Source organism: Paenibacillus sp. 2TAB26 (assembly GCF_052115145.1).
GTDB lineage: Bacteria > Bacillota > Bacilli > Paenibacillales > Paenibacillaceae > Pristimantibacillus.
This window is the reverse complement of the sequence record NZ_JBFRGC010000012.1, coordinates 18,664-33,076: the sequence shown is the minus strand read 5'-3', so window position 1 is coordinate 33,076 and position 14,413 is coordinate 18,664. Positions and strand designations below refer to the sequence as shown.

Annotated in this window: 8 protein-coding genes; 3 read left to right on the top strand and 5 right to left on the bottom strand. The window is 45.1% G+C overall.

Annotation, left to right across the window (positions count from 1 at the left end; all coding sequences use genetic code 11):
• The first annotated feature begins 67 nt into the window (after positions 1–67).
• On the top strand, positions 68–526 hold the full coding sequence (locus AB4Z50_RS15230; RefSeq protein ID WP_441880282.1) for an Lrp/AsnC family transcriptional regulator: 459 nt from the start codon (positions 68–70) through the stop codon (positions 524–526).
• A gap of 201 nt (positions 527–727) precedes the next feature.
• Here the strand turns inward: AB4Z50_RS15230 and AB4Z50_RS15225 are convergent, their stop codons facing one another.
• The 4 genes from AB4Z50_RS15225 to AB4Z50_RS15210 form a co-directional block, all read right to left on the bottom strand.
• On the bottom strand, positions 728–2,293 hold the full coding sequence (locus AB4Z50_RS15225; protein ID WP_441880280.1) for an alpha-L-rhamnosidase-related protein: 1,566 nt from the start codon (positions 2,291–2,293) through the stop codon (positions 728–730).
• Positions 2,294–2,387: 94 nt separating this feature from the next.
• Complete coding sequence (locus tag AB4Z50_RS15220) at positions 2,388–3,224, bottom strand: carbohydrate ABC transporter permease (protein ID WP_441880278.1); 837 nt, start codon at positions 3,222–3,224, stop codon at positions 2,388–2,390.
• Positions 3,221–4,102 carry a carbohydrate ABC transporter permease gene (locus AB4Z50_RS15215; RefSeq protein ID WP_441880276.1) on the bottom strand — a complete coding sequence of 294 codons (882 nt, stop codon included), beginning with the start codon at positions 4,100–4,102 and terminating at the stop codon, positions 3,221–3,223. The genes AB4Z50_RS15220 and AB4Z50_RS15215 overlap by 4 nt, the downstream gene beginning before the upstream one ends.
• Positions 4,103–4,189: 87 nt before the next feature.
• Complete coding sequence (locus AB4Z50_RS15210; protein ID WP_441880274.1) at positions 4,190–5,557, bottom strand: ABC transporter substrate-binding protein; 1,368 nt, start codon at positions 5,555–5,557, stop codon at positions 4,190–4,192.
• 171 nt (positions 5,558–5,728) lie between these two features.
• On the opposite strand from AB4Z50_RS15210, the gene AB4Z50_RS15205 reads away from it, so the two are divergent.
• Together AB4Z50_RS15205 and AB4Z50_RS15200 are read left to right on the top strand one after the other, a co-directional pair.
• Positions 5,729–7,528, top strand: coding sequence for a cache domain-containing sensor histidine kinase (locus AB4Z50_RS15205; RefSeq protein ID WP_441880272.1), 1,800 nt, complete (start codon positions 5,729–5,731; stop codon positions 7,526–7,528).
• Positions 7,529–7,535: 7 nt separating this feature from the next.
• Positions 7,536–9,083, top strand: a complete 1,548-nt coding sequence (locus AB4Z50_RS15200) for a response regulator transcription factor (RefSeq protein ID WP_441880270.1) — start codon at positions 7,536–7,538, stop codon at positions 9,081–9,083.
• A 60-nt stretch (positions 9,084–9,143) separates the two neighbouring features.
• On the opposite strand, the gene AB4Z50_RS15195 is transcribed toward AB4Z50_RS15200, so the two are convergent.
• On the bottom strand, positions 9,144–13,781 hold the full coding sequence (locus AB4Z50_RS15195) for a glycoside hydrolase family 3 C-terminal domain-containing protein (protein ID WP_441880268.1): 4,638 nt from the start codon (positions 13,779–13,781) through the stop codon (positions 9,144–9,146).
• Positions 13,782–14,413: the final 632 nt, after the last annotated feature.

The window sequence follows — 14,413 nt, the reverse complement described above, 5'->3', positions numbered from 1 at the left end:
CGCCTTTTTACGGTTAAAGCCAAGCTAGTTTATAACGGATACCTTAAATTTAAAGGAGTAGATTTGTATGGACCATGTAGATAAGCAAATACTTTATCATCTCCAAAGCCAAGCGAGAATTTCTATGACTGAACTTGGAAAAAGTGTCGGTTTATCGCAGCCAGCAGTAACAGAAAGAGTTAAGCGCATGGAGGAAAAAGGAATTATTAGTGAGTATCGCACCGTTATTTCTCCTGATAAAATTGGTAAGCATGCATCAGCCTACATGTTGTTTCATTCAAGAGATTGTCATGCATTCCTTGCGTTCTGCCGCTCTGCTCCTGAAGTCGTAGAATGTTACCGCATCAGCGGAGAACACAATTACTTATTGAAAGTAATAACCGACTCCACACAAGCTCTTGAAGAGTTCGGAAATCAATGTGACAAATACGGAACCTATACAATTCTAATTGTCATGTCATCGCCTATCGATCATAAATTTCTTATCCCCGCGCTTAAAGATGCCAACTCCAATATGCTGAGTTAATCCGTCCCTTTCGAAATAGAAGATATGTCCTTAGCTTTTGCCCCTTTGATAGCAGCACAAAAAAATGCGTCCCTAAAATTCCATCGAATAAACCTGAGGTTTGTTTCAATGTCCATTTTTAGGGATGCACTTTAAATTAGTTCCAATATCCTCTCTTTTTTATAATCGAGTTGAGAGGCTCTCCTCCTAGAGAATAGCTTTCTAGCTGTAGTCATTTACAAAGTATTTCCGTATAAAATAAGTCGGAGTACAGCTCCATGCATGACAGTAGCTGTTGATTAAATTGCTGCCGTACGGCGACAGCTTCTTATCGCTAGGATTATACAGCTCCCAGAAGGTATCCGCTCCATCCTTGATCATCTCGCCCCAATAGGCGCGCATTTCGGACATTGCCTTCTCTTTTCTTCCACTCAACAGCAGTGCCTCAATCAGATGATGATAAAGGTATGGCGTCGACATCGCAATTGCCGGAGGCCGATCGAATAAACGATCAAGCAGCATGCCATTTTGTTCCGCATCCATCACCTCTGCCAGCACCATCCAAATTTGTGAGGCCCAAGATATCTGACTACCAGGCCCGCTTGTGAAATACCCTTGATCTTGATCCCAAAGAAACGTCATAGCCGCGTCCGTCGCTTGCTGGATTGCCGACGAAATAAAAGCATGCGCTTCACCTTCACCCAGCTTCTCAGCTAGTGCAAGTCCTCTTTTAAGACAATAAATTAGAACGGCCTGCGCGCCTGCCTGCTTGTTCAGCTCATCATGCCAATCAAGAAAGCAGTACCATGTATCATCATCCGTTACGATTCCCCGTTCATCCAGTCGCTTCAACCCAATTCGAAGCTGCTCCACTGCAATCGGCCACAGCTCATTTAGCGTAATACGATCCTTGGTTGCTTCATAATAATCATATAAAGTGGCAACGAAAAAGAGCGAGTAATCATATAAATAGATGTCATCTACAAAAGGTGCAGGCTTCTCATATAAACAAGCACCTACCTGTCCGTCCTCAAGCAGCATTCCGCCAAAGAGATACAAACATCTTTTGACAAGGTCATTGCTGTTAAACGTTTCATAGTTTACTAGCGCTTGAAGTCGCAGATCGCCGATCCAAAGCCTTCGATCCCGCTTCGGACCGTCCTCAAAGACAGTATGCATACAGTCCTGAAGTGTCTTAATACCGATGTGATCCATCACCTTTAGCTCATTGGATATACCGTCCGGAAGCGGCTTGACCTGCGAGACATCACCTGAGGTTACGGTCTTGCAATAAATCTCAGAAAATGAAACGCTGTACCGCTGTGATGTGGCCAGTACGATTATTTTCAAATACCGGAAAGTATAGCGCCTTGGCAGCGTTACCATCCCTGGCAGCACGTCGATATTGATCGTCTCATCCTGCAGCCAAGACCGGCTGAGCCAGCCTTCATAATTGTCGAAGTCCTCTCCGATCTCACAAGGCATCTCACCGAATATGAGCTTTAACCGAAGCGGCGCATCCGCATTACTGTGTACATTGTTAATTGAGAGCGTAAGGTACCCAACCTGATGAACCCCAAAATCGAGCGTTACGCTGTCTCCTTTGGATAATACTCGATTGGCTAGCTCATCAATCGAATCGATACGCACTGTCCGCCAGCCCTGAAAGGCGTCTGTGTCTTTCACAATGTCAATCAGGCTTGTAGGAAAAACCTTTTCTTCATATAAATGTGGAATCAGCGTCTCCGCCAAGTCCACGAATGGTTGGTTCGTTTGTTTCGTTTTCATTGCCTTATCTCCACTTCTGCCTGAAGGCTAATAATCGTAAGGCCTGCGGTCAAAATAGATCGGGGGGAGTTTTTCTCTCCACTTGGTTTGCTACTCAGCCTTTGACTGCTCCAACCGTCATCCCGCCCACAAAGTATTTTTGCAAAAACAGAAAAGCAACTAGGAGCGGCAGCGCGCACAGGAAACAGGCAGCAAACAGCACATTCCACTGCGTAGGGTTTTGCTGATCACCGAGAAAGCCCAGCATAGCTAGGGGCAATGGGGATTCAGCCGCTCGGGAGATGAAGATCATATTAAAGAAGTAGTCATTCCATATCCATACACCCTGTGTAATAATGACCGACACCGTAACCGGGATAAGCAGAGGGAATACCACCAGCCAAAACCTGCGGAACAACCCCGCTCCATCGATATGAGCCGCTTCCTCCACCTCTTCCGGTACGCCGCTTCTAATGAAGCCTGTATACAAAAATGTGGAAAAAGGAAGACTGCATGTAATAAACATCAGTATCGGTGTATACTGTGAAGTCGGTATATGAAGCGAATTGATCATCTGCACGATCGGGATGAGCACCATCTGTGAGGGCACAACCAGTCCCGAGAGAAAAAACAAATATAAAAATTTGCTCCATTTGGTTTTAAGCCTCGCCATTGGGTAAGCCGCCATCGCTGCCAGCAGTACGACGAAGATAACAGAAATTCCTGTAAGTATAATGCTGTTCATAAGTGCTTGCGGAAAATGCATCCGTTCAAAGGCAGTACGATAGCTTGCAAAAGAAATTTCACTAAACAAGTTTAGCGGATTGGCATTATTTTTTGGATCACGAAGCGAAGTCGACAATGCAATAATGAGCGGGATCAAATTAACAGCCATCACAACGATGACGCCCAGTTGAACCAGTGTCTTTTTCGTCAAAGAACCGATAGTCATGCCGACACCTCCCGTTTGTTCATGCGGATAACAAATGCTGCAGTAAGCACAATAATCAGGGCAAAGGAAATAACGCCAAGCGCTGATGCCTTACCGAACAGCTGCTCCGTAAAAGCCATCTTGTAGATGGAATAAATCAACGTATTGGTAGAAGTGCCCGGACCACCGTTTGTCATAATAAACGGGAAGTCGAAGGCCTTCAATCCATTGATTAGACTAAGCGTTACATTAATCGTTATCGCAGTCGCAAGCAGCGGCAGCTTCACATGCTGCAACAGCCGCCAAGGGCCACAACCGTCCATTTTCCCTGCTTCGAGCAAATCATTAGGGACGGTTTGCAAGCCAGCAAGGAAAATAATCATTGTCGTTCCAATATTTTTCCATATCTCAACAAAAATGATGGCATATAGTGCTGAGGAGTAGCTGCCTAGGAAATTTAGATTGTCGTCATTTACGCCAAATTTATCCAGGAAGGTTGAGATCATACCGTAATCCGGCATGTATACGTAGCTCCAAATGAATCCGACAACGATTGCGCTGAATAACGTCGGAATGTAAGACAAGGAGCGATAAATCCCTTTCCCTCTAATTTTCATGTTTAAGAGAAGTGCAAGTGCAAGACCAATGATATTGCCGAGCACCACTGTAACTAGCGTATAAATCAACGTATTCTTGACGGAAATACCTAGTGTATCTCCTTTAAATAGTGCTTTGTAGTTATCTAGTCCGATGTAATTGTACGCTTGAGCGAAACCGTTGTAATCAGTGATACTATATTGAAACAATCTCAATATCGGAAATATCCAAAAAATTAAATAAAAAATGAGGGCCGGTATTGCAAAAAAGTACATTGTTTTTTTCATTACGGTCGAATTCATGTTGCTCCATCCTCTCCAGCTAACCTCATAACGGCAGGGAAGACAGTCGTCTTCCCTCCGCTACTACTTACCCATTCACTCTAAAGATTATTTATTTTTCCATAGCTCCTGGAACTTCTCATCCATCGCCTTCGCAACATCCTCCGGCGTCGTTTTTTGTCCGCCAATGATTTCTGCGAATTTGGCTTGCATCACATCAGAAACACCTGCAGGCCACATTTGGTTGCTAAAGTATACCGAATTGCCGTTTGTTTGATAGTTATCGTTGACGTCCTTGAACAACTCGTTTGTCAAAGGAACATCCTTGTATACACTGATGGAGCTGTTGGAAGCAACATAAGCTTTAAACAATTCCGATTCACCGTCGAACAGATAATTAAGAATTTCTTTAGCTGCATCAAGATTTTTGGACTTTGCATTTAACCCATAGCCAGCAGCGGTTGCCGCTGATACAAACGTTGGTTTGCCAGCGTCATTGCCTGGAAGAGAAGCAAATCCGCGATTAAACTCCGCCGCGCCCTTCGACGTCATAGAAGCGTAGTCCCATGTGCCTGTAAACGTCATAGCCGCTTTGCCATCGATGAACAACTGGGAAGCCTGCGCGCTGCCTACTCCAAGTGAATTTTTCACGACATAACCTTTGTCATACAGCTCTTTGTACATCGAAATAGTTTTCACCCATTTAGGGTCGTTCAGCGATTTTTCACCATTTTGCACTTTTACATCAAAATCCATTTCATCCGGGTAAACCACGTTTGCTGCAATCGGGTACATACCGAATTGAATGACCCAAGGGTCTTTATCGCCAAGCACGATTGGCGTAATGCCTGCATCCTTCAGCTTTTGGCAAGCTTCAAGGAAGGATGTCCAGTCTTTCGGGAATTCGGTCACACCCACTTGCTCCAGCATTTCCTTGTTGTAGTAAACGCCTAGGTAATCAAGACCTTCAGCGACGCCGTAAGGCTTGCCGTCATAGGACATATCCTCCTTAGCGCCAGCACCGATATTGTCCCAGAATTTTAAATCGGACAGATCAGCAGCAAAACCCGCTTTAGCGAAATCGATGACTCCGCCTGCTGCATTTTTAGGGAAGATCCAGAAAATATCCGGCCCTTGTCCCGCTGCAAGCTTTGTACGCACCGAAGTATTGTATTGATCATCGGGAAGCTTCTGTACTTCAAGCGTGATGTTCGGGAATTTCTCCTTCACGAGACGCGGCAGCGTCTCCAGCTCAAAATCTTCCCCTTCCGACGCTTTGTTGCCAGACATCATCATCGTCAACGTAATCGGCTCTGAAGAATCAGTTCCTGCATTTTTACCACCTGCGTCGTTGGTGCCTGCATTAGTTGCCGGCGTATTCGTCGCGTTCGAAGCACCATTGTTGGAGCTGCAAGCACTGAGCAGAACGAAGCAAAATACTAAAATAGCGAGCCCCATTGTTTTTACTGATTTCATTTTGCATTTCCCCCTGTTTTTATTGTTTGTGTTAATGACTTACTCTCTCCTGCCATTTCATGAGACGCTATTGCCTTAAGCACACTTTTATAATAATGTGAGAAACAGTATAAATGCTTTAGCTCATTTGGTGCACTATTTTTAGATTAGACAAACAAGGAGGATACGTGTATGCTCTTTTTTAATATTAAAACTAAGCTGTTTCTTGTTCTTGTTCTCGTATCCATCGTGCCTATTATTGTCGTTACTGTCAGTTCTTATCGCAGCTATACCCGGCTTGTCAATGAACAGACCTCCCTTGTCGCATCCACAACGATCAACAACTCGRTAAAAAGCATTGAGGAAATCTTGAAAAATATTGACCGGATCTCAATTACTGTGCAGCAGCAGTCATCCACTGCAACCGCTTACAGCACAGTCAGCGATGAGCTGAGAAAGCTGCAAAATACGAACAACCAATACGAGATTTTCATTACGAGAGCCAAGCTGAAGCTGATTTTCGAAAATATTTTACTGGGTTATAATTACATTAATGGAATTTACCTTTTCATGCCTGACGGAAAATTCATCAGCTACGGGAATGGAACAGACTTAATGGTCGATTACATTCCCTTCAACGACGAATGGTACAAGCAGACCGTTGCAAGCAAAGGAGAGCTTTACATCGGCGATGTTAGTGTAAAGCCCTATATCATTAATGCCAAATCTTCAATCGGTTTTTCAAGGTCGCTTTTTGATCCCAATTCCAATGAATTTTTAGGCGTTTTTATGCTGGATTGCAGCATGGACATTTTTGCAGGCTTAAACAGGAATCCAGCCCCAAGCATATCAAATATTTATTTAGCAAATGAGCAGGGGAAAATATTATATGACGGCACTAATCGTGACATTGGTCAATATTTGCCGGATGGACTGCTCCGCAAGTCTATGGCGATGACGGGCTCTAAGCAGCAATTCACAGATTCCAAAAGCTTAACAGTCATTCAAGCTGTACCGAGCAATAATTGGAAGGTCATTGCCAATATTTCGGTCGCCAAAGTGTATGAACAATACGGCATATCGCAAAAGCTGATCATTTATGTATCGGCCTCCTGCGCCATTATCTTTCTACTTCTTTCCTTCTTCCTCTCTAATTTAATTACAAAGCCGATCATTCAATTAACAAAGATGATGCGCAAAAACAAATCGCAGCGCTTCGTCATGATTGAAGCCGACAAAAAAAGAGTCGATGAAATTGGGATTCTGTATTATGAGTACGGCAAGATGATGAAGGATATTGATACCCATATTCGCGAGAGCTACCAAAATCGCATTTTGACCATGGATTCGCAAATGAAGGCGCTGGAAGCTCAAATCAACTCACATTTCTTGTACAACACGCTTGAATCAATCAATAGCATTGCAGAAATCGAAGAAGTCGAAAGCATCGTTGTTATGACCAAAGCTTTAGGTGATATGTTCAGGTACAGCATTAAAACCGATAGCGAGCTGGTTGCCGCTGCCGAGGAAATCCAGCACGTGGACAATTATATGGCAATTCAGCAAATCCGTTATAGCGAAAAAATTGCATTTACAAAAGAAATTGAAGAACAAGTACTGCAAACCAAGATGTTGAAGCTGATTCTGCAGCCACTCGTGGAAAACGCGATTTATCACGGCCTTGAGAACAAGCGTGGCAAAGGTCGAATCACGATCAAGGGTTATCAGCACAATGAACTCATAATCTTCGAAATTTGCGATGACGGTGCAGGCATGTCGCAAGAGCAGGTCACGGAGCTACGCAATCTGCTCGCCCAGCCGCCTGAGTTTTCGTCTATTGGGCAGCGTACCAAGCAAAGTATTGGTATAAAGAACGTCCATTCTCGGCTCACTCTTTATTACGGAATCGAAGATGGCGTTACCATTGAAAGCGAAAAAAACATAGGCACAACCATTCAAATCAAAATTCCTTCGAATTGGGAGAAGAGGTGAACGCCAGATGTATTCATTCATTATCGTAGATGATGAGCCCTTAATACGAAAGGGACTACTCAAAAAAATTCAATCCTTCGAGCATAAGCTCACATTCGCCGGAGAGGCCGACAATGGTGCCGATGGGCTGGAATTAATTCAGCACCTAGACCCGGATATTATCTTTACGGATATGCGCATGCCTGAAATGGATGGAAAATCATTAATGAAAATCGTGCATCAGCAATATCCCGACAAAAAAATGATCGTTATTAGCGGACATTCGGACTTTGAATATATGAAAGAAGCGATATCCGCTAAAGTTGTTAGTTATTTGCTGAAACCATTTAGCAGGGAAGAGATTCATCGCACGCTGGAGCAAGCGATCGATGCTATTGAGAAGGAGCGGAACGTCAAGCAGGAGGTAGTACTAAAAGCAGCTGAAAAGGAGCACATCAGTTATCATTCCGATATCCAATCGCTGCTGCATCTCCTAATTGGGATTCAGCAGAAAGATAAGCTGCCCATCTTCCAATCGGCGCGGCTAAAGGAAGTGTCTGCTGCTTCGGCACATATTTTACTGACGCTCTATGCGCCAGCTTCGATTCAACAGCCTATGATCGGGCTTCAGCAGGATTATATTTATATCCCGCATTCCCAAAGCGATAAGCTCGCATTCATCCTTCTATCGTTTACGGAGGAGCGATCAGTCACGACGATGCTTAAGCATGCCGAAAGAACGGCAGCGGAGCTTATCCACACCGTTAGTGTAAGGAAGGGCAGCGAAGGCTGCGTAGGCATAAGTACTGTTGTCCACCATTTAAGTATGCTGCGCCAAGCACACCATGAAACGATTGCCGCATTGGATCAGCGGTCGATTACCGATTTTGGGCGCTGCTATCTTTACAACAAACAAAGACTTTTACCGGATGTTATGCTGTGGGAACGGACTCATGAGCTGCTGTTCCTGATTGAATCAGGTCAAACCGCGAAGGTGAAAGAGCTGGTACTTGATTTTTTCGCCTTTTATATACGACAGCCTGCCGTCTCCCTTGCTCAGCTAAAGGAGCAAAGCAGAGATATGATTCAAGAGGTCAAAAAAATACTTTCGGCCTACCTCCAAACGCATGAAGACGGCTCGCCGTCCTCAAGCCTGGAGTCCGTGCTTAATATTTCTTTTGATCTGATTTCCATTCAGGAGTACCTGCTCACTGTCTTAATGAGTACCGCCGATTTATTGAAGGAAAACTCAGCTTACTCCTCCGAAAACATGATCGATAATATTAAAACGTATATACACAAAAATTACACCAAGGATTTAACACTGGAAAAAATATCATCTCTTTTTTATCTTAATCCAAGCTATTTAAGTTTCCTGTTCAAAGAAAAAACTGCGCAAAATTTTACCGACTATATTAACCAGCTGCGCATTGAGCAAGCCAAAACACTATTAAAAAGCACCGATGACAAAATATACAAGGTTGCGAAGCAGCTAGGTTATGATAATCCCAAATACTTTTTTCGGGTATTTAAAAAAATGACAGGCCACACGCCAGAAGAATTTCGCAAAAGCTAAAGCTAAGTAAGAATAGCCTGYCCTCTCACGAGGTGCAGGCTATTCTCCTATCTCTTAATATTAGGAAATGAGATCGATAATTACGCTGTAGGTACGGATCGCGACAGCAGCCAACTCAGCACGCGTAATCGTGCTTGAAGGCAGCAGTTGCTGCGCCGAATTCCCTTTGAAAATACCGTATTTAACAGCGACCGCCATTGCTGTTCGGTTTTCCTTGGATATGCTCGCAGTATCCGAGAAGCCTTGCAGCAGCTTGCTCACTTCCCCTTCGCTCAGCGTGATGTCGAGACCAGCATACCGAAGGGCATTGACGAGTACGTCAGCCATGCCTTCACGAGACATTGGCGTATCTATCGCTAGTGTTGTGTAGCTAACTAATCTATGCTGACTTGCAGTTCTGACCACTTCATCATACCATTTCACATCCGCTGCGTTTTTTACCGGCGTTATGCCAAGCACGTTAAGTGCTGCCATCAGCGTCTGTGCCTTGGTTGTTGAAGCTCCCGGTTGCATCGTAGATGATGTCACACCATTGATTAAAAGCTGACTGCTTGCTTTGGCAATCTCTGCTGCGTACCACGCTTTAACTGGAACGTCAGTAAACACACGCTCCGATGATACAGTCACATAAGTGCCGCTTAAGGATACAAGCGCTTTGATGATCGACTTACCGCTCGTATCTGTTGTAATTCGGCTCGGCACCGGTGTTAACGTGCCGTCATCGGCAACCATCGCCAGTGCGGTCACCTTTTTGCCTGCTTCAGACTGAATCGAAATCGTTGCTGTTACATAAGAGCCTTTCAAATCCTTTACTTTAATGCCTACTGGCGCCCCAACTACAGTAACGCCCTCAGCCTTGATATTCTTCACCTTAGCAGTATCGGACGCGGTTGCTGCTGTAATCGTAACCGTCTGCTCTATGCTAGGCGTACCAGTGCCAGATGTGTTACCGCCTCCTGATGAAGAATTTGCAATCGTTAGTGTCAACGTATTGCTGTTTGTCAAATTGCCGTCGAAGGAAGCTGCCTTCGATTGGATGGCGATTGTTGCAGCTTTCGCAGTTCCGCTGAACTGCAGCGTGGCTTCTAAGCCAGATGCCGCTGGAGTGACCGAAGCTAACGTTAAGCCGCTGGCAGCAGAAACAATATTCCAATTGTCCAAATTGGAGGCATCTGCACCAAAAGGAGCACCGTCGCTCTTCACAACAACGGCAGGGTTTATTTGGGCAGCAGTAAGCTGACTAGAGCTGCTGATTACGGGTTCACTCTCAAACGCCAAGCTGTCAATACGAAGATCGGCGGCTTTGAACACAACGTAGAGATTGTGCTTGCCCTTCAAGCTCGTGTTGCTCAATTCTGCTTTTACGTCGACATAAGCCAGCTCCGTTACCGGAACAGATGCATTCGCAATCGTATAGGATCTAGGCTTTGTTGCCGGAACCTCAATCATCGCGAGCGGGGCGCTGCTTGGGGAATCCGCGTGTAATGTAATTATTCCTCCCGCTGCGTCAGAAGCTACCGAGGCTTTAACGCTTTTTGCATTTGTCAGATCCACATTCGGCAGCGCTACGTAGGAACCGTTTTGTTTTGAGCGGACGGCATAATAACCTCCGACTACCTTTTTCGCTTTCAGATTTTGCGCAGTGCGTTCTTTAGAAACCTCATGATAGATGACTTCATGGGAGGCATAAGCATGGTCGAACACATTAAACGGTTTATAGACCTGCAGCGGTGCAATCGCATCTCCATTAATTGCAAGGACCTTCTCACCGCGAATGTCCTTGGAGGATGCGCCAACCATTAACGTGTATGCACCATTTTCTACAATGAAGCTATTTTTATTCACGTCCCAGATGCCGAAGTCACCAGGGTCAACAGACAGAGTAACCACTTTACTCTCGCCTGCTGCCAAAGCGATTTTCTCAAACGCGACGAGCTGCTTCTTCGGAGCAGAGCCGCCATAGCCTGATTGATTGTTTTTAATATAAAGCTGAACGACTTCTGAAGTATCGACAACGCCAGCATTTTTCACTTTTACAGAAACGGTAAACGGCTCATTCCCGCTAGCACTCATTGGCACTGCCAAATCGCTGTATATAAAGCTGCTGTAAGAGAGGCCGTATCCGAACGGATACGTAATTGGTGCATCCGTGTACATATAAGTAAGCTTTGACTCCATAGGATCGGCATTCGTCATGTCCAATGTAAAACGCGGATCAATGGTAGCCATTGATGCAGTCTTGTTACCCTCTGGAATAACATATTTATTTATTGCCGGGAAAGCGGACATATCTGAATACCAAGTGGACGTCAGGCGGCCCGTTGGCGCATAATCGCCATAAAGCACCTGAGCCAGTGCCCGTGAATCGTATTGCCCCCCATATGGCTGATACACGATAGCAGAGACATTCGGATTGTTCTGAATTTCCTCAAGCCCAACTGGAAAGCTACTTTTGACAACAACGATCGTCTTCTTGCCTTTCGCCGCGAAAGCAGCAGACACCTTGTCTACAAGCTCGTAATCGGCATCGCCCATGTACAGGCTGGAGCGGTCATTGCCTTCCCCTGCGCTATGGCGCGGGACTGCTCCCACGAATACTACGGCATAATCAGCAGTCGCCGCCCTAGCAACAGCATCCTGTCCGACTTCCTTCACAACCGTTTCTTTAAATTTCACATCTGCACTGCGAATAGCTGCATTCGATTCATTTCCGAGTACCGCAGCTGCTGTTTTCAGCTTGGCATCTGCACCTGCTGTAATAAAACGTCCATTTGAATAATACCAATTTGTAAAATCACCGGAGAAGCCGCTTCTATAGCCATTCGCTACAAGCGATATGGTTTGGTCAGCGTTTTGCTCGATGCGAATTCTTGGCGTGATCGCACTCGTATTCCCAAGCATCGCTGCAAGATCCCAATCATTGTTGGTTAAATTGAGCGTTGTTCCATCCGTATTGCCTACCGCTGCATTATTACTGGCCGGAGATGTCACCCAGCGGTTGTTTTTGAGCGATAGCAAGCTGTACCCTTCTTGTCCCCAATCGAAGACCCGGAATAGCTGGGCAGGATCGGAAACATTAAGCTGGTCCGCTGTCGTTACTAGCTGAGCTCCTCCCGTATTAGCTGCAGGATCATACACATTAGCGGTAACGGTCTGATTATTATTCATTGCAGTAAGTGCGATAACCTTGCTCGCTGAATCGTAAGTAACATGGTTAGATCCATTCGCATTAATAATCGCGAGCAGCGGAGATACGCCCGATTCAGGAAGCGCAGGAGTTGTTCCTACTGAATAAGTCGTTTTAAATCTCGCATCTGCGTAGATACCGGATACCGCTGCATTTTTATTTTTGGCCAGCGGCAGAATACCGTCATTTTTCAATAAAACAATGCTCTCTTGCGCTGCTTGAAGTGCAATTAGCTGATGCTCCGGCAAGCTGTAAGTTGCTGCCGCTGCCGTACGCACATCCTTAGCATCCTGTGCAAACGGATAAAATTTCGGTATTCCGTTTTCATTGACTTCATTAAAAATGCCAACGCGTACCATTTGATTCACATGAGGCCTTGCTGCCTTAATTAAATCCTCTGCGGTAATGCCATACTCCCCTTTATTTACCAGTGCAACCAAATCCGGCACATCGGCAGGCGTCGTACCTGACGGCCTTCCGGCATTCGCTTCAGCCAGCGCCATCAGTACCGTTGCATGCGTACGGTCGACAGCATAATTAGTATCATAGCCGTTGCTTAAATTGCCTGAACTCGATACATGGGCATCCGCGTTAAAGTCTGGCGAGCTGTAAACGCCGTACTTCGAGAAATCATTCGCATGCAGCTGCAGGGGAGATAAAATATTCGGTATCCCATTCGTACGGCCATATGAAGTCATAACACCTGCAATTGAGCCCGATTCCAGACCCTTAAGTGGGCTGCGTGTCTGGTACTCGAACATCGCTCTTGCCCCGGCGCTATTGTTTGAAGTCTCACGGAACCATTGCGCGTTATAAACAGAATAATGCTTGGTACCGACAGCTGCACGCATCCAGAATCCGTCATCGCTTGCCGCTTGGTCTATGCCGCTAAGTCCCGAAGCCATCTTATCTATTAATGTCCCTGCCATGTAAGGATCTTCAGAATAGCCCTCGTCGAATCTTCCGCTTAAAGGGTTGATACGCATGTCGCTGACCACTGTAAAAGCAACAGTAGCCGATGCATTCGTACCGCCATGAATATTGGACTCTCCTTGTTTTACTTTAAGTAAACTGATTTTTTCACTGCCCACTACCTTCCCTATATTGGAGAGCAGCTCCTTGTTCCAGGATTGTCCCATGCCTACCAGCGCTGGGAAATCCGTTGACACCCCTTGCACATTATCCGCGGCCGCAAGTGCGCCAGGAATGATTTTCCCGGCATTTCGCCCTTGTGTCAGCGTATAATGATTGCGTGAGCCTGTTACATAAACAGCGGGTCCCTCGAGCCCCGTATAATCAAAATACGTATCCACATACGCATCCAAATGCTCCGGATTGCCATCAAATAACGGCATCCCGTCAAAGACTCCTCCGTTCTGCGTTTTAAATACAACATTTGCTGCTGCTTGAACTGGCTGGACGGCGTTTGCAGTTATGCTTGTGGCAAGAACCCCTGCAAGCACCAAAGACAGCATTTTCTTACCCCTTCTATGCTGGGTTTTGTAGTTCATTTTTTCGCTCCCTCTCTTCTCTCATTTTTTTGCAATCGCTTTCAATAGTGACCCAAGCTCATTATACAATTGCCAAGAGTACACTTTGTTTCTACCTTTTGGTGCAGTAATTTTAGATTTTCAGTTCAGTAGAACCACCAACCCCCGAGGCACTCCCCACCTCTTCCATCCGGGTTTCATAACCATATCTTTCTACAACATGCTGAAAAAGTTGCTTTTTCATTCGAATACTCGAAAACAAGATATGAAATTTGATGATAATACGACTATGCAAAAAGCTCATTGTCAGTGTTCTACAATTAACATAATGTCTCGTGGAAAAGTTAGTCCTAGGCATGTTCTGCACTTTTCGTTGTGCATTGTGTTTTTCTATGTGCCAGGTACCTCGCTTACGAACCTAGCAGCTCTTATTTCGCCAATTTATTAACGATTAGAAGTTTAACGAACTCCAGAATCATTATTTGTTGAAAAACAACGCAAAACACCCCAAACAGCATGCAATAACGCTAATACGATTCGCTAAAACGTAAGAATATTAGTTTTCTTCATAATAAGCGTCATACTGTTCGTTAGAATCGCAAGCACACAGTCATCACTTAAATGCCAATTCGACAGCAAATCAGCATATTTAA

Excerpts from the sequence above, each read along its gene's own strand:
- AB4Z50_RS15230 (WP_441880282.1), top strand. The coding sequence starts at position 68 with ATGGACCATGTAGATAAGCAAATACTTTATCATCTCCAAAGCCAAGCG.
- AB4Z50_RS15225 (WP_441880280.1), bottom strand. The coding sequence starts at position 2,293 with ATGAAAACGAAACAAACGAACCAACCATTCGTGGACTTGGCGGAGACG.
- AB4Z50_RS15220 (WP_441880278.1), bottom strand. The coding sequence starts at position 3,224 with ATGACTATCGGTTCTTTGACGAAAAAGACACTGGTTCAACTGGGCGTC.
- AB4Z50_RS15215 (WP_441880276.1), bottom strand. The coding sequence starts at position 4,102 with ATGAATTCGACCGTAATGAAAAAAACAATGTACTTTTTTGCAATACCG.
- AB4Z50_RS15210 (WP_441880274.1), bottom strand. The coding sequence starts at position 5,557 with ATGAAATCAGTAAAAACAATGGGGCTCGCTATTTTAGTATTTTGCTTC.
- AB4Z50_RS15200 (WP_441880270.1), top strand. The coding sequence starts at position 7,536 with ATGTATTCATTCATTATCGTAGATGATGAGCCCTTAATACGAAAGGGA.
- AB4Z50_RS15195 (WP_441880268.1), bottom strand. The coding sequence starts at position 13,781 with ATGAACTACAAAACCCAGCATAGAAGGGGTAAGAAAATGCTGTCTTTG.